At 30.4% G+C, this 22,178-nt stretch carries 20 protein-coding genes and 2 pseudogenes; 7 read left to right on the forward strand and 15 right to left on the reverse strand.

Annotated features, from left to right (window positions below):
- Positions 1–185: 185 nt before the first annotated feature.
- The 11 genes from DFR78_RS10225 to DFR78_RS10275 form a co-directional block, all read right to left on the reverse strand.
- Positions 186–1,334 (reverse strand): IS1380 family transposase, encoded by a 1,149-nt coding sequence (locus DFR78_RS10225; RefSeq protein WP_114458745.1) that lies wholly within the window; start codon positions 1,332–1,334, stop codon positions 186–188.
- Positions 1,335–1,520: 186 nt separating this feature from the next.
- Entirely contained in the window at positions 1,521–2,882 is a 1,362-nt protein-coding gene (locus DFR78_RS10230; protein WP_114458746.1) for a GlmL-related ornithine degradation protein, read from the reverse strand.
- Positions 2,883–2,896: 14 nt separating this feature from the next.
- Positions 2,897–5,140, reverse strand: a complete 2,244-nt coding sequence (gene oraE / locus DFR78_RS10235; protein WP_114458747.1) for a D-ornithine 4,5-aminomutase subunit OraE — start codon at positions 5,138–5,140, stop codon at positions 2,897–2,899.
- 1 nt (position 5,141) lies between these two features.
- Positions 5,142–5,507 carry an ornithine aminomutase subunit alpha gene (locus DFR78_RS10240; protein WP_114458748.1) on the reverse strand — a complete coding sequence of 122 codons (366 nt, stop codon included), beginning with the start codon at positions 5,505–5,507 and terminating at the stop codon, positions 5,142–5,144.
- Between the two features lie 3 nt (positions 5,508–5,510).
- On the reverse strand, positions 5,511–6,929 hold the full coding sequence (gene ortB / locus DFR78_RS10245) for a 2-amino-4-oxopentanoate thiolase subunit OrtB (RefSeq protein ID WP_114458749.1): 1,419 nt from the start codon (positions 6,927–6,929) through the stop codon (positions 5,511–5,513).
- A 2-nt stretch (positions 6,930–6,931) separates the two neighbouring features.
- Positions 6,932–7,237 carry a 2-amino-4-oxopentanoate thiolase subunit OrtA gene (gene ortA, locus DFR78_RS10250; protein ID WP_114458750.1) on the reverse strand — a complete coding sequence of 102 codons (306 nt, stop codon included), beginning with the start codon at positions 7,235–7,237 and terminating at the stop codon, positions 6,932–6,934.
- A gap of 17 nt (positions 7,238–7,254) precedes the next feature.
- Positions 7,255–8,301 (reverse strand): 2,4-diaminopentanoate dehydrogenase, encoded by a 1,047-nt coding sequence (gene ord, locus DFR78_RS10255; protein WP_114458751.1) that lies wholly within the window; start codon positions 8,299–8,301, stop codon positions 7,255–7,257.
- Positions 8,302–8,382: 81 nt separating this feature from the next.
- Positions 8,383–9,456, reverse strand: coding sequence for an alanine/ornithine racemase family PLP-dependent enzyme (locus DFR78_RS10260; protein ID WP_114458752.1), 1,074 nt, complete (start codon positions 9,454–9,456; stop codon positions 8,383–8,385).
- Between the two features lie 23 nt (positions 9,457–9,479).
- Positions 9,480–11,126 (reverse strand): M20/M25/M40 family metallo-hydrolase, encoded by a 1,647-nt coding sequence (locus DFR78_RS10265; RefSeq protein WP_114458753.1) that lies wholly within the window; start codon positions 11,124–11,126, stop codon positions 9,480–9,482.
- A gap of 134 nt (positions 11,127–11,260) precedes the next feature.
- The gene (locus tag DFR78_RS10270) at positions 11,261–12,634 is read right to left on the reverse strand and encodes a sodium:alanine symporter family protein (protein WP_114458754.1); all 1,374 of its coding nucleotides are present in this window, start codon (positions 12,632–12,634) and stop codon (positions 11,261–11,263) included.
- A gap of 112 nt (positions 12,635–12,746) precedes the next feature.
- Positions 12,747–14,390, reverse strand: coding sequence for a M20/M25/M40 family metallo-hydrolase (locus DFR78_RS10275; RefSeq protein ID WP_114458755.1), 1,644 nt, complete (start codon positions 14,388–14,390; stop codon positions 12,747–12,749).
- Between the two features lie 352 nt (positions 14,391–14,742).
- Here DFR78_RS10275 and DFR78_RS10280 point away from each other — a divergent pair.
- A pseudogene (locus DFR78_RS10280) lies at positions 14,743–15,126 on the forward strand (DDE-type integrase/transposase/recombinase); the annotation flags it as partial.
- A gap of 96 nt (positions 15,127–15,222) precedes the next feature.
- On the opposite strand, the gene DFR78_RS10285 reads toward DFR78_RS10280, so the two are convergent.
- Entirely contained in the window at positions 15,223–17,019 is a 1,797-nt protein-coding gene (locus tag DFR78_RS10285) for a sigma-54-dependent Fis family transcriptional regulator (protein ID WP_114458757.1), read from the reverse strand.
- Between the two features lie 199 nt (positions 17,020–17,218).
- Positions 17,219–17,446 carry a hypothetical protein gene (locus DFR78_RS12190; protein WP_233487047.1) on the reverse strand — a complete coding sequence of 76 codons (228 nt, stop codon included), beginning with the start codon at positions 17,444–17,446 and terminating at the stop codon, positions 17,219–17,221.
- A 307-nt stretch (positions 17,447–17,753) separates the two neighbouring features.
- Between DFR78_RS12190 and DFR78_RS10295 the strand changes: the two genes are divergently transcribed.
- From DFR78_RS10295 to DFR78_RS10305, 3 genes are all read left to right on the forward strand, one after another.
- The gene (locus DFR78_RS10295) at positions 17,754–18,035 is read left to right on the forward strand and encodes a transposase (protein ID WP_114458758.1); all 282 of its coding nucleotides are present in this window, start codon (positions 17,754–17,756) and stop codon (positions 18,033–18,035) included.
- An 80-nt stretch (positions 18,036–18,115) separates the two neighbouring features.
- Positions 18,116–18,346, forward strand: coding sequence for a helix-turn-helix domain-containing protein (locus tag DFR78_RS10300; RefSeq protein WP_147267770.1), 231 nt, complete (start codon positions 18,116–18,118; stop codon positions 18,344–18,346).
- On the forward strand, positions 18,339–19,049 hold the full coding sequence (locus tag DFR78_RS10305; RefSeq protein ID WP_114458760.1) for a DDE-type integrase/transposase/recombinase: 711 nt from the start codon (positions 18,339–18,341) through the stop codon (positions 19,047–19,049). Before DFR78_RS10300 ends, DFR78_RS10305 begins: the two co-directional genes overlap by 8 nt.
- 131 nt (positions 19,050–19,180) lie before the next feature.
- On the opposite strand, the gene DFR78_RS10310 is transcribed toward DFR78_RS10305, so the two are convergent.
- Positions 19,181–19,639, reverse strand: a complete 459-nt coding sequence (locus DFR78_RS10310) for a GNAT family N-acetyltransferase (RefSeq protein ID WP_114458761.1) — start codon at positions 19,637–19,639, stop codon at positions 19,181–19,183.
- Positions 19,640–20,089: 450 nt separating this feature from the next.
- Here DFR78_RS10310 and DFR78_RS12445 point away from each other — a divergent pair, with 450 nt between their 5' ends.
- From DFR78_RS12445 to DFR78_RS12450, 3 genes are read left to right on the forward strand one after another with little or no spacing between them, the layout of a single operon-like run.
- Positions 20,090–20,194, forward strand: coding sequence for a hypothetical protein (locus tag DFR78_RS12445; RefSeq protein WP_369834969.1), 105 nt, complete (start codon positions 20,090–20,092; stop codon positions 20,192–20,194).
- On the forward strand, positions 20,154–20,327 hold the full coding sequence (locus DFR78_RS11955; protein ID WP_158531762.1) for a hypothetical protein: 174 nt from the start codon (positions 20,154–20,156) through the stop codon (positions 20,325–20,327). The genes DFR78_RS12445 and DFR78_RS11955 overlap by 41 nt, the downstream gene beginning before the upstream one ends.
- A gap of 32 nt (positions 20,328–20,359) precedes the next feature.
- Positions 20,360–20,635 carry a transposase gene (locus tag DFR78_RS12450; RefSeq protein WP_114458762.1) on the forward strand — a complete coding sequence of 92 codons (276 nt, stop codon included), beginning with the start codon at positions 20,360–20,362 and terminating at the stop codon, positions 20,633–20,635.
- 1,427 nt (positions 20,636–22,062) lie between these two features.
- Here the strand turns inward: DFR78_RS12450 and DFR78_RS12455 are convergent.
- Positions 22,063–22,178, reverse strand: a pseudogene (locus DFR78_RS12455) (S-methyl-5-thioribose-1-phosphate isomerase); the annotation flags it as partial.

Consider the following 22,178-nt stretch of genomic DNA (forward strand, 5'->3'; position numbering starts at 1 on the left):
TGTGCCCATAGTTATCTAAATTGATCTCCAGCCAGGCTGGCCTGATATTATTAAACTTATCCTGATAATTCATAATTACATCTCCCAGACATATTAATTTTCAGATTTGAAAACTTAATTTAAAAATTATTTAACTTGAATTCGGCAAGTGAAAAGTTAAAGTAATTCTTTTAAGATTTTTGCCGTTAAAAAATCATTTCAATCAGTAAATACAGCTCATTACATTTGCGATTAATCTGAGTATTCTGGTCAAAAGCAAAGCCTTCTTTCAGCTCGACAATCTTGTTTTCAATATTGCAGCGTTGGTTGTAGTCATTAAATATTTCTTCAGCTGTTAGATAGTCAACATTAGTAACTATGGCCTGATATTCATAGGTGAATTCTTCAAAAAGAAGCTGGCCATTTTTGTTGCTTTTTGGTAATGATTTTTTAATTAAAACAAATCTACGCTCTCTATCCCAGCTTTTTAGAGATACTCTAATTTCAGTAACACTTAAAGTGTTATCAATTTTGACCCAGGAATATTGGTCTGGATTTTCATTGACATAATCAATAATCTTTTTGACACCATTTTGCATTTTAGCTTTAATGACATATTCGATACCGTTATCTTCACAGTATCTGAAGTTTTTCTGATCAAAGAAACCTCTATCTGCTCTGATTCTCTTTAGATACCAGGTTTTAGGTAGAGTCTCAATACAGGATTCTAAGAAACTAAGGAATTCATGGTTGCTGTGATGAGTACCTTCTTCCAGTGTCAGGTTAAGTAGTTCATCAGTTTTAGATATGATTCCAACTTTTTCTTTAAAAGAAGGTCTGCCTTTATATCTTGGATTATATCCATTTGCAGAACCTTCCTGATTACCAAAAACGGTACAGACTGTATCGTCAAAGTCGAGTATCACTTCTTTAGCAGGCTGTGTTTTAGCAATTGTTGCGAGAAGATTTTTATTGAGTTCTCTCAGTTCATTTACACTTTCTTCTGGCATAGCTTTCAGAAGATCACGACAGACTTTTTCACTGGGAACACTAAAATCCTTAATTTTAAGATATCCTGCATCTTCTCTAAGATTTTCATAATGAGAAAAGCGGGAATAACCCAGGATAGATGCATCAACCATAAAATCAATGATATCAGCAGGCTGAAAGGTAGCATTTGGAGCTTTTTGATAGCTAATATTATCCGAAATTAAAGATTTAAAATCTATAATAGATTTAGCAGCTTCCAGATAAGTAAAAGATGGAACATTAGAAACTGTATTACTGTCAAATTTTGCAGGAATATTTAATTTGTTAAAACTATTTATTTTAGTGTTGTTTTGTGGTAAACTCATATCAGAATCTCCTTTTTGGTTTTGGTATGGTTTTTTGTTCTAAAAACATTTTACCACAAACCTTAAGGGAGATTCTATTTTTTTATTCAAAAAAATTTGAACTAGATTTACTGTTTAAAGACTATCATAACTGGATTCGGTATTTTTACTTGCCGAATTCAAGTTAAATTCAATTAGAACTACTGTTTAAATAATCCCTAATGATTTTTTCATTAATTTCACTGCAGCTTCTGGATATTTCTTGGCCATTACTCCACAAGCTGCAAAAATATAGTTTTGATCAATTAATACATCTGCTTTCATCCCCGGATAAAGTTTTTTTTGCACATTTTTAACACGAATATTTGCAAGTATCTTTTTGTTTTTTTTCAATTTAGTTAAGGCTCCCCCAGTACCAATAATATATTTTACTCCTGTTAAATCTTTACCTTTTGCAGCTGCTGTTCTACCTGAAGGACCATAAATTTCTTTAATTTCTCCGGCATGTCTATTTAATGCCCTATTCACTGCTTCTTCAGTTAATAATTCTATTAACTTTATTTCTTTTTTATTTTGTGGTATAGGTTTTCTATTTTCTAAAATATCCTGAATCTCAAATCCCAATTTTTCTTCTATTTTATTTATCCCTATTTCGTTAATTAGATTTTTTGCGTTAATAAAAACTCCAAGATCACCCTCAACTGTTCTAATAGCTGTGGGTTCAGGACTAATCATTATATCCTGGTATTCTTTTGTTCCCTCTGTAACTGAATGAAGATCTGTTGTTGCACCACCAACATCAAAAATAATTAAATCTCCAATTTCCTCCTTTAATAATTTAGCAGCATTCATAACTGCACCTGGTGTAGGCATAATCGAACCAGTAACCATTCTATCAATTTTTTCCATGCCAGGTGCATGAACTATATGTTTTTCAAATGCATCTTGAATTATTTTTCTAGTAGGTTCAATATTAAATACATCAATTTCTGGATATACATTATCAACAATTAGTAATTTGGTTTGGGATTCTGAAAATATTTCTTTAACTTCCGTTTGACAGACTTTATTCCCTCCATAAATTAACCAAATTGGCAAATCAAGCTTTCTCAACATTTTTGCGTTATGAATAATAGTATCCTCATCACCATAGTCGACACCACCAGCCAGAAGAATAATGTTGGGCTGCTGTTTTTTTATCTCTTCTAGCTGATATTCTTTTAATTTACCCGCCGTTACCATTTTAATAACAGCTCCAGCCCCAAGTGCTGCATATTCAGCTGCTTTAACTGTCATATCATGCACAAGTCCATGAACAGTCATCTTTAAACCACCTGCAGCACTACTTGTAGCTAATAAATCATTCCATTTAATATCATCTAATCTCAAATTGCTTTTAAGATTAGTTATCGCATTTTTTAAACCAATCGTTACATCTCCATCTAAAACAGTTGTGGGGGCCTGACCCTGTCCTTCAAAAACTGGGTCAGCACTACTTAAATTATTAAATGCGTTAATCACAGTGGTTGTACTTCCTATTTCGGCAACTAATAAGTCTACTGCAGCCATTATTTCCTCCCTTATTATTCTTCAGATTCTTCTTTAACTTCAGATAATTTGTCTTTGAGTATTCCTTTGCGCTTCCATCTTTCTTTAACAATAAAACTGGCTACATCTGTTCCATTAGTCCCTGGGCCAAAACCAGCGTCCATTCCAGACTCTAAAGCAATATCATTATTTACCTGTGTTCCTCCACTAACAAGGATTAAATCATCTCTTATACCTTTTTCAATACAAAGATTATTTAATTTTTTCATATTAGTCCTATGAATATCATTATGTGTTATTATAGTACTAATTAATACTGCATCAGCATCTATTTCTATAGCTGCATCTACAACCTTATTAATTGATACCGAAGTTCCAAGGTATTTTGTCTTTATCCCAAACTTTTCTAAACCACCATGTTTTATATCAATTATTTCTCTCATTCCAACTGAATGTTCATCATTACCAACAGTTGCTGCAACAACTTTCATAGGATTATTTTTTATCTCGTTTCTGATTATATCCTCATCTAAGTTTTCTTCGACCTCTGGAATTTCTAAATTATCTAAGTCAATTGAAAAATCGACTCTTCCTTTTACTTCTAGTAATGTTCCTTCTGCAGGATGCATTGTCCTACTATGAATAACTTCAGGGTTTTTTAAGCCCATATTTTTAACAATCTCTAGACCAGCAACATTAGCTATTCTTTTTTCTATTGGTAAAAGCATAGTAACATTAATCCAGCCATCACCAGCCCATTCAACCTCTGGTTTTATTTTACCGTCTTTACGAAATTCCTTTGTTTCTGCCAAACGTTTTTCCACATTATCACTGGCGTCAAGTTCATCAATATATTTTATTTTACTGTGGTCATGTAGTGTACAGCCCCCAATTAAATCACAGGGTTTTTCTATCTCATTTGGCAAATTATTATATCCAAAATGTTCACATACAGGTGCCATATATTCTTTATCTCTTTTTACTATTGTGCCAGCACCAACCCCTCCCTCAATTTCTCTGCTAATTCCATCTCCATTTCTAGCAGGATAATATCCAGAATCAACAAATAATCCATCTTCAACAGCTTTATAATAACCACCTTTATTAATTATCTCTTCCATAAATAAAATTGCTCTTTCTTTCAGTTCTCTTGCTTTCTCAGAAACGTAACCATCTTTTTTTAGTTCTATCATTTCATTTAATCCATCTAATCCCAAAAATGTTTGTTTTGCTGTGTTTACTGCCTTAACATTATTATAATGCCAGGGCACATTACGGCCCTCATCTGGGGTGATAGTACTTTGAATATCAGCTGATGTTAATTTTGATAAAAGAATATTTAATACATGTAATACAGTTGCTTCTCGTGTATCAGATGTAATATATTTTGTATTCTGCTGGGCTCTAAATTTAAAGCCCTCAAATAATTCTCTTAATGCTACTGCATATGGAAGGTCGTATTTTAATGCAGGAGCCGGTGTTCCTGTTGGAGGAACAGTAGATAAAGCAATATTTTCTTTAGGCATACCTGCTTTTATAGAGAATAGTGCGTTGATTGCATGCTGTACAAAAAGTTCAGGCATAACTTTCCATGCATCACGAGCTGTAGCATTAGCATTATGTGCCCCATCAATTTGTAACATATCAGCACTTGCCATTATTTTCTTTGCCACTGCAGCATCTACAAATGATCTCTGCATATTTACATTTCTGTAAAGTACATTATATTGTGGATCCTGATGTGCACCATTTACTCCTTCTTCTGCAAACATAACTGCTATATCTGGGCCAGCTACTCCACTAACATAAGAATGAAAATTTAATGGACGACCAACCTCTTCTTCAATCATATCTAAAGCTTTTCTAGTTGCTCTAATTTGTTTGCGGCTAATTGGCACCCCGCCAACACCCTCAGGAGTACCCTCAATTAAGCCGTCATAATGACTCTGACCAGCGGTCCTAATAACCATTAGATGATCTGCACCATGCCAGGCTGCCATTCTCATCCTTCTTATATCATCTTCAAATCTTCCAGAAGCTATTTCAGTTGTAATTACAGGTTCTGGTTGTGGATCAATGTCATTAAAATAACTGGCGGATGGTAGGGGAACACTATTATTTAATAAAGTATCCGAAATATCAGAGTAAGTAAATTTACCAACCTTCTTTTTGTTCTGAGTTTTTGGTCTCCATTTCCAGCCTTTTCTTTTAGGTTTATAATCTTTAATATTTTCCAATAGTTTTTCTATATCTATTTTTTCATCTGCTTTTAAATCCACTTTATTCACCTCCAAATAAATTTACTAATGAATCATCAAACTTACCATCTGAGATTTCTATACCTGCTTTATGAATATCCATATTTTCTCTTTTAGCTAATTTTAAAATCACATTACCAGCACCTTTGCCTAAAAGATTTTTACTATTAATTTTATTTACTATAGCTTTTGCTTCTAAACTATCAAATCCCATTCGCAGCAGAACTGATCTTTCAATAGAAGGTGAAGTATATTCATCAGCCATATTTATTAGAGGATCAACAATTTTTTCAGCTAATTCCCAAAATTTTTTATTTAATTGCTCATTATTTAAATTTTTAAACTTTTGTCTTTTCTTTTCAAAATCATCTTTGCGTTCTTGTACCATAAATTACACCTCCACATTCATTTCATTTAAAGTATCTTTAACAAACTCATAATCTGTATTTGTTTCTTCAATTATATATTCCATATCTTTTTCTGATAATTTATCTACTTTATTAAATTCTATTATTTTCTTTATGTGAGATTTTTTTAGTTTTACAACATCTAAATCTTGTGCTTTGATTTTCCCCGGAGAGTCTGGAATTATTATTGATTTTCCTGGAATTTCTTTGCGCGGATTTCCCCTTTTAACTTCTATCCCATTTTTTTTAGCAAAAGTAAGCTGTGCTGTGGGATGTTTACCAGCACCAGTATATTCTGTTTCTTGTACTACTAAAATTTCATCTTCATCCATTTCTTGAGCAATCGAAAATGCTGCTGCAAGTGACGTATTACCAGCAGGTCCTCTCTCAATTCCTTCTATCTGAGCCAAAGCTTCAGTTATATAAAAAACCTCTCCTTGTGTTACCGTGACATATCGATCAAGATATCTAATTGCTCTAGCAGCACTACGCGGAACATCACTTCTATCTGGCCAGGTTAAAAATGGAATACCAAATCCGGTATGTCCTGTTGTAAATGATTTTCGATTGAAATCTTTATCACTAGCCATGTGTAACCCAGACAAATCAACACTTGCAGCTACAATTTCTGTATCTTCCGCTCCTGCCTTATTTATTCCTCTTGCTGTTCCAGTTAAATTACCTCCCCCAGCATTAGTAACAATAACTTTTTCTGGGAATTTACCTGTTTTTTCTCTAATTTCTTCTGCTAACTCATAACCTAACGTTTCTACCCCAGCTATTCCAAATGGTGTATATAGTGATGCATTAAAATAATCAGTTTCTTCTAAAACTTTTAAAAATGTATAAAACAGTTCTGGGCCAACACTTAACTGCAGTACTTCAGATCCATAAGCTTCACATTTGCGTCCCTTTTCTATTATTTCTGGCTGTCCCGCTCCTGTACTATCATAAACTTCCTGAATAATAATTGGTTTAAGTCCTCTTTTTACTGCCTGTGAAGCTACTGCCGCTCCATAATTGCCACTTGTTGCTGCTACAACACCTTTATAACCATTTTTTTTAGCATGATAAACAGAAACAGATGCTCTTCTTGCTTTAAAACTACCTGATGGATTTGAAGCTTCATCTTTCAAAAAAATTCTGGCTCCTTTTCCCTCTGGAGCTAATTTGCGTGCAATTTTTGTTAAATTTTTTAATTCATATACAGGAGTATTACCAACATCACCTTCTTCCTGAATTTTTATTATTTCATTTAAATCATAACCTGTTTTATTCATCATTTTTTCATAATTAAAACCTATCCCATCATATTCAAATTGAGTATAATCTATCCCCACTGCTTTTTTCATAATTTCATTATTTCTGCTCATTACAGCTTCATAACTCATATCTTTTCCCATTTTTACTCACTCCCTTCCAACATTTTTTTCAATTCTCTTCCAATAGGTAATAATTCTTTTACTACCTCTCCATAATCAATTACATAAGTTGGAGATATATCAATTAATTTACCTTCAATTTTTCTTCCTATATAGGTTTCAATAGTTACTTGATCATTTAATTGTGCCTCATCATCAATTAAAAAACCTCTAACTTTTAATTCAAGAGGAACTTTTTTGGTTTCTTCTGGTAAATTTTCTGATCTTTCATCAGCTTCGAGTATAATATTATGAATCTGAACATAGTCACCTTTTTTAGCTTTTTTCATATTATTTCACACTCCTCTTACTTAATTAATTCTCTCATATCCCCCATAATTGCTCTTGGAACAGGTAAATCAATCATTGTTTTTAAACCTGCATCAGCATTTATAATCTGAGGTATCATATTAACACACATTGCAACTGTTCCAATACCACCCGGAACCTCAGGCTTGATTGACATCTTAATATCTGGATTACCATTAATATATATATAATCACCAGTTTCAACATTTTCTTCTTGTGGTTCAACCTGTTGCGGATGGATCATTTCTATTCTTTTTTGATCATTTACTATATCACACGCTTCCATTCTAACACCAGCAACTTCACCTGCTTTTACACTAATATTTGGAGCATTACGATCCACATTAGAAATTATAGGAGTTATTTTTTGTTTTATCGGATTCTCGGATTTCCAACCTAATGCATCAGTTATCATTTTAATAGATTCAGCAAAACCAACATGTCCAGAAATAGTATTGTTTTCAACACCCTCTTTGAACTCTTCTGCAGTTTTACCTACACCCTGTTCTTCCATAACTGCTGGTCCAAATGGTGATAAATTATTAATTCTTTCTACTTTAATATTATCAACACTTTCACAAGCACCAGTAAGTAAAATAACTAATAAGTCCATTATTAAACCTGGATTAATTCCAGTTCCTAATAATGAAACATTATTTTTTTTAGCAATATCATCTAATTTTTGAGCTAATTCTGGTGATTGGGCTTGAGGATATGCCATTTCCTCTGCTGTCGAAATAACATTAAGTTTATTTTTTAAGCATAACACAATTTTGTCATATGCTTTTTTAACAAATGAATCAGTAGCTATTAATGCTACATCAGCTTCAGTTTCTTCAATAATTAATTCTATATCATCTTTAATAATAACTTCCGGGTTATCACCCTGTTTAACATCTAAAACTTCATATATACTTTTAGAAACTTTATTTGGATCTGAATCACAAACGCCAACTATATCTACTCCTTTTTTCTTAAGCAGCATCTTTGCCATTCCACTACCCATTTCTCCAAATCCCCAAATTAAAACTTTAATATTTTCCATTTATTATACCTCCTAAGTTATTTTACGTTACGTCAAAATAATACACTTTCTGGTTTATCAAAATAATACACTATGTAAAATTTATGTAATATATATTTTATCAACATACTTTGATGTGAAGGCTTTTAGGAGGGCACCATAATTCATATTAAACTTTATGGAATCACCTATTTTTAACTCTTTTTCTGAATTAGTTACATCAACTATAAGATGATCACTACTTCCATCTTCAATTTCTAAACCAGCTAAAAGTGGTGTTAGTCCGGCTATATCTATGTCTTGTCTTCCAACAGCAAGTATAGCTCGTTTTCTTAATCCTGTTTTTGTAATCACCTTTTTTTCTCCAAAAGCATTTTCAGCTCTTTCACCTTTTGGTTGAGCAGGTTTTATTTTTAGCTCAACTATTTCTGCTGAAAGAAAAAATGTGTCTTGGTGAGCTTCAAAAAATCTTTCTCTATTAAGAACATTATTTCCTAAAAGAATAGTTTCTCCAACTCGCAGCTGATTAACTCCTTCAGGAAATCCATTATCTTTTAAAAGTGGTAATGAACTACTATTACCTCCTGATATAATGTTTAAATTAAACTTAAATTTATTATAAATTTCTGTTTTAAGATCAATTAATATTTTTAAATTTTTATATGTAGGTATAACTCCACCAAAACAAGCTAAATTTGTTCCTAAACCTATTAATTCAATCTTATCAAAATTAATTATCTGCGAAACAGTGTCTAAAACTTTATCAGGCATTATTCCTTCTCTTCTATCTCCAACATCTACCATTAATATAATTTTATGATTTTTGTTTAAATTCTTTGCAGCTTTATTCAATTGTTCAATAACTTTTATTTCAGAATTTAAACTTATATCTGCAAATTTAACAACTTTTTTTACTTCACTTAACATTGGTATCCTCAACAACATTAATGGTATATCTTCTTCTATATTCTCCTTTAATTTTTTAATATTGGATATTCTAGAATCAGCTAGACCTTTTACTCCACCTTTTAGCATAGCTTGAGCAACTTTAATATCAGCACAACTTGCTTTGCCTACTCCATAAATTTCAACTCCATTTTTTTTAGCTAAATCAACTATATATCGTGTGTTTTCTTGTATTTTTTTTGTATTAATTGCTATATATGGGCTATTCATTATTTCACCACCTATAATTAAAATTATTTCAATATATTTTTAATAGTTTCACAAACTATTTTAGGGGCAACATTATATGAATATCTTTTCTCTAATCTTTCAGTTAATTTATGAGCATCTTTTCCAAAAGGACCTATATTTACAACGGGCAAATTTAATTTTTGTAGTTCTTTTAATGGTAAATCATATTTAACTCCCAATGCTGGCATATTATTTTTAAGAGCAGATAAAACATTTTCATCTTTTGGGGCTGATACATAACTCAAATCTGAAATATATGGATAAAATTTCTTTTGGACTATTTTATCCTCAGTATCAATGAAATCTACTGCATTATTGACTGCATTCAAAAGGTTTTTTTCTTTTTTGTTTTTTCCTCTTACATATATATGGGGATAATATGGAGGAGAAAAATAAACAACTATAATTGGATCATTATCTGACCACAATTTATGTACTTCTGATACTATTTTCAAACTATAATCTCTATCGTCAATAAAATCATTTTTTGAGAGTTCTTTTTCTAATTTTTCTATTTCTGTTTTAAGACTATCTCCCATCTCTTCATAAACTTTTTCATATAATTCTTGATAAGATATAACTCTAGAAACCCAAGGTAGTTCTCTATGCGGAAATCCACTTTTTTTACAAAACTCTTTATATTGAATCTCAACATTATCAATTACTCCTTGAAAAGCTTCTTTAGCTGCACTTTTCATCTCTTTCATTACTTCATCCGGACCATTGCTATGGGTAGAGTAATTAAAATATAAATTGGCTGTTTTTGCAGTTTGAACCGAATAATTTTCTTTTAGATCATTTTGCTTTAAAGTTATAGGAGGCAATGAAACTTCTCCTTCTGCTATATCACAATATTCTACATTTAAATTAATTTTTGTAGTCAATGAACTAGCAATTTGATTAGGATCAATTCCTTTATAAGGTTCACCTACATGTGTTTCTTTACCAACTATGTAAAAAGATGGCATTAACTTTCCCACTGTACCAATATAAACATACTTATTATTATCTCCTTCATACCTTTCAGTCATATAATCATTATCTATGACTGCTTGATATTCATAACCTTCTTTCTCTTGCATTTTCACTAATTCTGGAACAACCGAAAGCATACCATCAGAATTACCTTCTTCATCCCCAACCGCTGCAAAAATTATATTACCTTGCAATTCATCTATTTTTTTGGAAAAATATTCAATTAAAATTATTGAAGTTGCCACTCCACATTTCATATCAAAAATACCACGTCCAAAAATCCAATCCTCTGATTCGATATCTTCTTTTGCATCTTTAGATAATACAACATTTTTTAATTTTTTCTTTAATTCAACAGGATCATTGGCAAATTCTCTTAATTTCCCAAAATCAGCAATACCTACTGTATCCATATGTCCAATTAAAATTACTGTCTTGTTACTACTACCTTTTTTCCCTTTTAAAGTAGCCACTACATTTTTTCTGCCTAACACATCATCTTTAAAATCAACATATTTAACTAAATCAGGATTTTCTTTAAAATAATTCATTTTCATAAGTTCATTATAAACTTTTTCACTCATATTTATTTCTGTTTTAGTTCCCACTATACTTAAAACTTTAGCAAGTTCAATATTTAATCTTTCAATTTTTTTAGATATTTCTTTAAACATGTTTGGCCTCCTTTTATTTCATATAACTATTTATATACTGTTTCCACTAATTATTTAAATATTAATATTAAAAACAAATAACGGATCTCAAGCATAGAAATAAGATCCGCTATGTTAAGATTAAATCATTTTTATTAAATTTTATTTGTGTCTTTTAAATAAAATTTTTCTGAACTGAAAAATTCATTTTTCAGTTCAACCACATCTTTATGCAGTAATAATACTCCTATCATATTCGGCAATATTATACATGCCAATAATAAATCAAGAAAATTCCAAATGATTTTAGCTCCACCTACAGCTCCCACAAAAATTGATGCTAAATAAACATATCTCATAACTCGAGAAAATTTTAATCCAAACAGAAATTCTGCTTGTTTTTCACCATAAAATGTTATGACAATAATTGTGGAAATAACAAATAATAATAAAGCTATAGTAACTAATATTCCTCCGACATCCCCAAAATAATGAGTAAATGCTTGAGCAGGTAATCCATTGGGATTCTCCATTGCTCCGGGAGCGGTCCAAACTCCTGAGGAAAGTACTACAAAAGCTGTCACACTACAGATAATTAATGTATCAACAATTATCTCAAAAACAGCCCAAAATCCCTGTCTAACAGGATGATCAACAGTAGCTGGTGAATGAGCCATTGGAGCTGTACCCATTCCTGCTTCATTGGAATAAATTCCTCTAGCCACACCCCATCTTATCGTAGCAGCGACAGCTGAACCTGTAAATCCACCAACCGCTGACATTGGAGTAAATGCATTTTTAAAAATAAGTGATAATACTGTTGGAATCTGGCTTATATTCATTAGTATTATTATTAATGAAGCAAAAATATATAATCCAGCCATAAAGGGAACAAGTTTCTCTGTTACTTTTCCAATTCTTTTAATTCCCCCAACAACCACTAATCCAACAATTATTAACGTAAAAATACCTGTTACAGAAGTACTTAAATTAAAAGTTTCCAGAGCAGAAGCTGCTACCGAATTTGCTTGAACCATGATACTAGGAATCAATTCTAGCATTAAGAAAAACGAAAAAATAACCCCTAACCATTTCATATTTAAACCATTTTTTATATAGTACATTGGACCACCAACATATTCTCCTTCTTCGTTTTTCTCTCTATATTTTAATCCTAATACAACTTCACTAAATTTAGATCCCATACCAAGAATCGCCATCACCCACATCCAAAAAACTGCTCCCGGTCCACCTAAAATTATAGCTGTCGGTACACCAACAATGTTAGCAGCTCCCACTGTAGACGCTAAAGCAGCTGTGACTGCTTGAAATGGTGAAATAGTCCCTTCGCCTTCTCCTTTACTAAACATTTTTCCAAATGTCTGTTGAATAATATAAAAACCATATTTTATTTGAAAAAATCCTAATCTAATGGTTAAAAACAGACCCCCTAACCCTAGTAATAAAAGCATTGGAATTCCCCAAATCCAAGTCGTTATTGAAGAAACAACTTTCATTAAACTATCCATATAAATACTCTCCTCCTTTTATTATTTATTTAATTCAATTCAAAAAGAAATTATATATTGTTCAAAAACATTATATAATTCTATGCTTTCTTTTGATTGAATTAAAAATTAATTAAAATAACTCATTAATAACAAATTCAATTAAAACCGGTGTTGTTTTCGTAAGACTCTCCTTATGAACTCTTTCTGCAAATTTATGTAAATTTTTACCCCAAGGGCCGATAATAAAAGAAGGTATGTTTAATTTTTTCATTTCTTTAAAAGGCACCCTATAAAGTTTATTCCATAATGGCATATTTGGTCCGATATAAGGAATTACATCATCCTCATCATCCAAGGCAGTATAACTCAAATCCGATATCCCCATAAAATAATTTTTCTTTTCATATCTTTTATTAAGACTTTTATCTGCATAATTTATAATTTTGTCACTTAAATTTTCAATATCTTTATTTTTAATTTTAAGATTTTGATTATTAACATGAGGATAATAAGGAGGAGAAAAAGCAATAACCACCATTGGTGATAAATCATCAATAAATTCTAATGTAGTTTCAATTAATATAAAATTGCTTTCAGGTAAATTAATTTTATCATTTTTTATATCTTCTTTTACTTTATTAATCGTTTTATCATATTTCTCAATAAACTCATTACCATAATCGTTTACAGCTTTTTTATATAATTCTGAAAATGATTTTACCTTACTTTCCCAGGGTAACTTTTTCATTTCTTTATTAACTTTTTTACCGAACATCTTATATTTTTCATTCATATCATTAATAATTTCCACAAATGATTCTTGTATAATATTTTTAAGATCTTCAAGTATTTCTTTAGGAGTTCGATTCATCGTTAGAATACTGAAATAGCCACCTGCTGATTGGGGAATAGAAGCATCATAACTTCTTTTTCTATCCCTAGCAAAGCTCCAAGAAGGTGGTGGTGAAATTTCATCACCAACAACATCACAAAATTTAGGATTTAATTCTATTTTTTTACAAATCGTAGACAATAATAAAATCGGATTTAATCCTTTAAATATATCTCCTATATGAGTTTTCTTGCCTCTAACATAAACTATAGGCATTATTTTACCTACTGAACCGGTAAAAATTCTACCAACATTACTTTCCTCTCTCTGATGAGGCTCAGAGTTAATTAATATTAAATAATTTAAATCAAATTTTTCTTTAAGATTATTTAATAATTTAACTCCATTTCTCATACCTGCTGAAAGTGATTCTTCATCAGGAACTGATATAAATAATAAATTACCTTTAAAATTTTTCTTTTTAGAATATTTTTCTAATAAAGCCATCTGAATAGCAGCTCCACCTTTCATATCACAACTGCCTCTTCCAAAAAACCATTCATCACTTTCCAAATCTGATTTTGTATCTTTTGATATATCCGTATTAATAATTTTATTTTTAAGTGTTTCAACATCACAAGCATAATTAGATAATTTCCCATAAACATCAATATCTACTGCGTCATGGTGATTTAAAAAAATAATAGTTTTATTAGTTTCACCTTTCACTAAAGCCCAGACTATTGATCTTTCTAAATGATCATCTTTTAAATCAAATTTACCGAAATAATTTTTGTTTTGTTTAAAATAATTTAGATCTGCAAACCATTTATAAATATAATCTTCAATATCTTTTTCTTCTAATGTAGATGTATCACTCTTTATAGAAACTAATTTTTTCATAATTTCTTCGATTCTTTTAGATAATTTTTTTTCGACCATGTTTTGAAATTTCTCCTTTCTATTCTAAATATTTTTAGCCTTTTTATACTTCTTATACTTTTGCTATTATACTATTATATTAATAAATGCATTTCTTATTCCAAAACAGAAAATAAGCAAATAATTATTATAAAATTCAATTTTATAATAATTATTTGCTTATTTCCCATCATAACAGCTTTAACTATCTTTCATTTATTCTAAAATTTTTTTATTTTTAAAATATATCAATTAATCCATCTATTTATTTTCTCATAACCGCAAATTTTCTTTCGTTTTGCTTATTTTTTTTCATTTCAAAAATCAGTTATTCCTAATAATATTTTTGCTTCATTAAAAATCACCAGAACTTAACAAAGTTTTGGTTTCAGATATTACATATATACCCACAGCCGAAAGCTGGCTTTACCTGGCTGTTGTAATATATATCTATTTCCGAAAAGTAGTTGGCTTGTCAATTAATAAAAAAATGACTAAGAAGCTTGTTATAGATGCTCTTAACATGGGAATTAAAAATAGAAATCCTAAAAAAGGTTTGATCTTTCATTCTGATAGAGGCAGCCAATATACAAGACATGATTGCCAAAAAGATTACAAAACAAGAAAACAGGTAAAACAGGATATTTTTGAATATATCGCTGTTTATTACAACAGAATCAGAATGCATTCGATGTTAAATTATAAAAGTCCAGAAAACTACGAAAACGAGAGAAAACTATCTAAACTATGTGTCTAATTTAATGTAGGAATCTTACATAGAGTAATATTAAGAATAACACAATAGGACCGTTACGTTAAGCATATTATGAAATTCATTTAAGTATAAAAAAATCTAAGCCAAATCATATTTGTCCATTTTATATCTCAATGATTGTCTACTAATTCCAATGTTTTCTGCAGCTTGCGTTATGTTTCTATTTGTTTTATCTAAAGCAGTTTTTATTATATTTTTTTCCATTCTTTTCATTATATCTGTTAAAGGCTCAGTGCCGGTAACCTTATCAAAATTTATAATTCTATTCTGAGCTTTCTTATTTTCTAGATTATAATTTAATAAAAATGGTTTAATATCTTTTTCTTTTATAACACCTTTCATTCCAACCAGATTAACTGCTCCTTCAATTACATGTTCTAACTGTCTAATACCACCAGGCCAATGATAATCAATAAATATTTTTTCAACATTATCAGTAATTCCTTTTATATTATAATTAAATTTTTTATTAAATTTATTAATAAAATGTCCTACTAAAATAGGTATATCTTCCTTTCTTTCTCTAAGGGGCGGTAAATGAAGATTAACAACCGCTAATCGATAATATAGGTCCTGTCTAATTTCATTTTTTTCTAATATTTCAAGTGGATGTTTATTAATAGTAGCCATTATTCGAACATCAACTTCAGTACCCTTCTTTCCACCAACCGGTCTAATAATTTTTTCCTGTAAAACTCTCAATAACTTTGCCTGTAACTCTTTTGGCATAGAATTTATCTCATCAAGTAGTAAAGTACCTCCTTCTGCTCGCTGAAATAATCCTTTTCTATCAATTGCTCCAGTAAATGCTCCTTTTTGTGTTCCAAAAAGTATACTTTCTAAAAGATTAGCAGGAAGAGCAGCACAATTTTGAGCTATAAAAGGTTTATCACTCCTTTTACTCTTATTGTGTATACTCTGTGCTAATAATTCTTTTCCAGTTCCTGTTTCTCCAGAAATTAAAATAGCAGAACTAGTTTTAGCAGCACGTTTTGCGTATGAAATAATTTCTTTTAAAGCTGGATCTTCACCAATAATGTCAGAAAAGCAATATGATGTTCCATTATTTAATTTTTTTTGCTCTTCCTTTTCATATGATTCAGTTTTAAATTCTAAAACTTGCTCATATAATTTTTTTAACTCTGTTATATCTTTTGCTATTTCTAAAGCTCCAATAAATTTTTCGTCTAATTTTATGGGAATTGTTTCATTAATAGTTGTAACAGTTTCATTTTTATAATTTATATATGTTTGTTGTTTAAGAGGTGATTTTTCTTTTGTTTTTAAAGTTTTCATTAAAGTACTATTTTTTTCACTTAATTCTGGAAATACATTTAATAAATTTTTATTTAATACTTCTTCCACTTTTTGATTTTCTAATTCTGCCATTTTTTTATTATAAAAAATAGTTTTTCCTTTATCATTAATAACATGTATGCCTTCATCTATGGAATTTAAGATCGTCTCCAAATTCCTCTTAAGTTTTTTATTATTTTCTAATTCCAAATTTAATTTTTCAGCTTTAAAATCATTAAGTTCTTGAATAATTCCAGCACTAGCAACTGTTTCATTTTGATTATTATATAAAGGTATTTTATTTATGATTATTTTTTTATTGTTTAAATACTCTATTTTATTCAATTTATTTTTTGGATGTTTTATTATATCTATTATCTTTTTATTTTTATTTATTTCATAAAATTTGTCTTTTTCAGTAAATTTATGTTTTATTTTAAATATATTTACTGCTCTACAATTAGCATATATTATTTTATTATCTAAATTAAAGATTAATATTGGCCCTGGAAATTGATCTAATGTCAATTTAAATAACTCTGGCTGAATATTAGAAAAAACTTTATCATTAGCTAACATAAAAACATCTCCTTCTAAGCTTATTATAAATTTTTCATAAACTTAAAATATTTTCAACTCAAAATTAAAATTAGATGTTAAGAGTAACTAATTATAGTTTAGCACTTAATCTAAAATTATTAAAGTTGAAGAGGCGGCTTACAAGTTTCAATGCACGGGGTTTTTTGTTTTTTTTAAATAACCTGTACTTTCAGTATTTCTAAATACTAATTCTTAATTTTTCTCTGAACAATTCATCTGAATTTTCATAATCAAACAACTTTTTGGAATAGGTATTTACAAATTTTTTTATTTTTTTTAGCCAGTATTCTTTTGATGCCTTTGAAACTTGTTCCTTTGGGTAAGAATCGACTGATAAACCGGTTAGCAATCTCATTTGATGCTGTATGCATCGGGAATATGCTTCCTGTAAAATTTTATTTGACATTCACAAAGACTCTTCAATACCTTCATAATCTGTAGTAATCGACTTGAAAGTTTCCCTGAAATTAACTACCCCAAATCGTCTTTCTATTCGATCCAGCCCTTTTATTACTGAATCAGATTTCTTGTTTGGTATTTTTACTATGATTTCCTGTCTGATTTGTCTTTCTGTTAAGTCTAGTAAAAACTATAATGTTTCTAAGCCCGTCAAAGAGATTTCCAAAAGTTTTTTGTAGTAATTTGGATTATGCCAGCTAATTTGACATGGTCGTTTTCTTCCTTCAAAATAATAACCAGAAAGGGAGATAATTATGAGTAAAAATACTAAACGCTCACCTGAAGAAAAGATGGAAATTGTTCTTGAAGGTCTTCAAAATGATAATATCTCTGAGACCTGCCGCAAACATGGTATTTATGAGAGTCAGTTTTATCAGTGGAAAAAAAGACTTATTGGTTCTGCAGGCAAAGTCTTTAGAAACAAAAAGAAAAAAGATCCTGAAAAAGAAAAACTTAAAGATGAAGTAGATAAACTAAAAAAGACTCTGGTAGAACAAACCTGCGAACTGCAGATTCTAAAAAAAAACGACAAATAGGACTGCATGGTGAAATCAAAAATGACTGGCTTGCAGCAGAAGAAAAAAGAAAACTAATGGATATTGTAGAAGAATCCACTTTGCCAATTAAGACCACTTGTGAAAAATTACAACTTAATTCCTGGCGTTACTATGACTGGAGAAAACGCTATAAAGCTGATGGTATGGAAGGGCTTAAAAACCATAAGTCCACCCCTGCCTCATGCTCTCACAGCCTTTTAGAGGAAGAAAAACAGGCAATTATAGATTATGCCCTTAAACACCCTGATCAGCGTCATAGAAAGCTTGCTAAAAAGATGATGGATGGATGATATTGTCTATGTGTCAGCATCCAGTACATATCGGGTGCTTAAAGATGCTGGCCTTATTCCTGAACAGGAATATCATAAAAAGAAAAATGCAGACGGTAAAATTGAAGTTGATCAGCCCAATAAAATGTGGCATACCGATATTAGCTATATCCCTGTAAAAAATACCCATGCATATTTAATCTGTGTTCTTGATGGCTACTCCCGTAAGATTATCTATGGAGAACTATCTCAAACTATGACTACAGACGATATGCAGCGGGTCCTTAGCAGAGCCATGTTTAAAGCAGGTATATTTGACTTAGACCCTATCAGCAGACCAGTCCTTGTAAGTGATAATGGCACTCATCTTGTGTCTAAATCTTTTACCGAATTCCTTGAAGAATGGGAGATCAAGCACATCAGGACAGCTGTAAGGCATCCAGAGACAAACGGAAAAATTGAAGTCTTTCACAAAACAATTAAGTATGAGAATGTCTATAGAAAAGAAACCTATCAGAGTTTTTATGAAGCCAGAGAAGATATAGAAAATTTCATTGACTATTACAATTCTGAAAGACTGCATCAGGGTGTAGATTATGTAATACCAGATCAAAAATATAACGGCAAAGCCGATAAAATTATAGATGAGAGAAAGAAGAAACATCAGACTGCTATTGATAGAAGAAAACGGCTCAATCGAAAGAGAAAATCAACAGCTGCATAAAATATCTGGGACTACAAAAGTATTTTTAAAATTTACTTGACTTTTCAGAAACAAATCAAATTCATCTGCACTCAATGTATAGCTTCGATGAACTTTTTTAACTATTTTAGATAAAAAATACTATTTCTATATCAATTTAAATTAAATTCCATTAAAGTTACTTCTGCACCATAATAATTACATTTCCCTATTGTTTCCCAGTTTAATTTTCTATAAAACCCAGCAGCTTGCCGTGTATATAGGTAAACTTTTGATATATTAATTTGATTAGCCTCTGCTAAAACTCTTTTTACAAGTTTGGTGGCAATCTTCTTCCCCCTATAGTTAGGGGGAACATAAACATCTGCCAGCCATGGGGTTAAATTTTTTTTAATATCCATATCGTGTTTTATAAGAGAAGCAGTTCCCACAACATCACTTTCCATTAAAGCTACAAATGTGACTGGTATCTTTCCCTTATTTAAGCGATTATTGACTCGCTTCTTCCATACTTCTCTTCCATATTCATAATTACCACCCCATTCCTCATAAAGCCAGTTAACAACTTTTGGAATACAACTTTTCTCATCGGCAAGATACTTAATTTTCATTATAAAACTCCTTTACTTTAAAATAATATTTTCTACTTTTTCTACTTTAAATAAATGATGCATTTTTTATTCCAAAAATTGTTAAAATATTATTTTTTTATTATCTAAAATAATACCCTAAACTATATTCTATATAAGTGAATTTCATAAAAATAAGCCTTGATATAACAAAGATTTTAATGATATAAAAAGGGCTTCACCCCAAACTTGTCTAATTTAATAATAACACCCCTAAAATACGAAAGAAGGTAAAACCTTATTAATAATGTTCGACAAGAGTGCCTTTTTCCCTTTGAAGAATTACTAAATTTATCGGAAACAGACAAATTAATTTGTATTTTAGATCCTATTGATCTTAAGCCTTTAGTTGAAAAAATAAAATCTAAGTCTAATAAAGGACCATCTGGATATAATCCTGAAGCAATTTTAAGAACTTTTCTGGTCCAACAGATCGGAAAGATTCCCACCAGAGCAGACTTAGTAATCAAAATCGATAGAAGCCCTTATCTCATATATGTCTGCGGGTTTTCCACCACTGGCAGGGTTGCCCAGTGAAGCAACTTTCAGCCTCTATTACAAAAAATCATCTAAAACTGATGGGCTGGAATCACTAATGAATGATCTTTTAGATCAAAGTATAGAACTTAATCTATTAGATACTGAAATGGCCATTGACGACTCAAACTAGAGGCATATGAACGAGCTAAGCCAAGGTCAAAGATAGATAAGGAAAATTCTTTTACCCCTGATTGGGGTACTAAATTCGACTCTCATAAAAATCAGATAACCTGGTTTGGCTGGAAGATACACGCTGCAGTTGAAACTAAGTCAGAATTACCAATTGCTTTAACTTTGACTCCAGCCAATCATGCAGATAAAACTCAGGCAATACCATTAGTTGAAAAGGTCAATGACTTTTTAGCAAAAAGAGATTTAACTAAACCCAAATACTGGACTATGGATTCAGGTTATGATTCGCAGACAATATTTTTTTGAATTAAACTAAAATAAGCGGATTATGAAATTCGCTTATTTACTTAAAATTAGTATTAAAACTAAAATGAATTGATGATTTTTAATATAACCGCAAAAAAACTTTCTATTTGCTTAATTTTTTGCATTTTTTGTGAACTATTTTACATTGATCTTTATCATTTCTTTTTTAATAATGTTGATAAATCAAAAATGATTGCTGTTATCTAAATCAGAGGACTATAATCTTCATTTGCAACTTGTTCCCCTAAAATCATTATAAATATCTTTTAAAAGTGCTACCCCTCTCTTCTATTTCTTGATCATCTACAGTCCCGAAACTTAGGCGAAAATAATTAGAATAGTGATTATTGTTACTAAAAAGAAGGCCAAAAGAAAAACCAAACCTTTTTGGACATCTTTTTAATACATATAGCTCTTGAGTCTATAAATTTTCTGATAATTTAAACTAAAAATATAAACCATCTTTTCCTGCAAAAGTACTACAAACATTATTTTTATTTTTGAAATAAACTGCTTGATTATCGGAAAGAAAAACTTTCTCGTATTTTTAAGATACGACTCCATCTCTTTCAAATTCGCTCCATTATGCTCTATCTTAATTCATCTTAACACTTTTTATATCTGTCTCACGAAAATTAAAAACCTGTAAAGCTCCAAAATAAGAATGATCTTCAACTCTAAACTGATATTTTTAATCTAAAAAAATCTGACTTAATTAATATCTATTGCCTGTTGCTCTCCAGTTACAATCTAAATTTAGTTTAAAGAAGAGTCAATCCCCCGTTCTATAAAATATTTTCTAATTGATTTTCTTAACGGTAAAAAGCCAGGCTTTTTTAATAACTAAAAGCCTCACCCAGATCACGCTCTAAAAATTAATCAATGATTGTATATTTAAAATCTTTTACCGACAATAAATCTGTACTGGAGCAATACATGTATCACTAGCTTATTCAATCAGGAGGGAAAATCTATGTCAAAAAATAACGTTTAAACAAAACTTAGCTCAGATGTTAAAGGTGGAGTCATTATGAATGTTATTACAGCGGAAGCGGAAGAAGCAGGTGTAGTAGCAGTTATAATCAGAATTAATGTCCAAAATAGGACGGGAAATTTAGTTGAGATAATTGGAATGTAATAGAGTTTTTGTAGGCTCATGAATTTTTTGCTCTGATCATCTAACTAAAAGAACAACAGCAATTGTTAAAAGCAACAACTTACTATCAGGATCCTAAATTCATTGCGTAAATCCCCAAAAATATTGATAAAATAGAGTCTGACATTGATATTAATAGCCTTACAAATTCAGAAAAAATAGCAAAAATAGCTGATCAAAGTTATTAAAATGCAAATAAAAGTCGGTGTTCTTGCTCTCAAGGGAGGAGTAACAGAAAATTATATTATCTTTAACTGATTAAAATATTACATTATTTATAATATTTATTTAGATCATAGGGGGAATATATGCCTTTTCCGGTCACTACTCCACTTACAAATTTGGGTGGTGTTATATCAAAGGCCGGATAATATCTTTTAACACCTT

The organism is Halanaerobium sp. MA284_MarDTE_T2 (assembly GCF_003337245.1).
Lineage (GTDB): Bacteria > Bacillota > Halanaerobiia > Halanaerobiales > Halanaerobiaceae > QPJE01.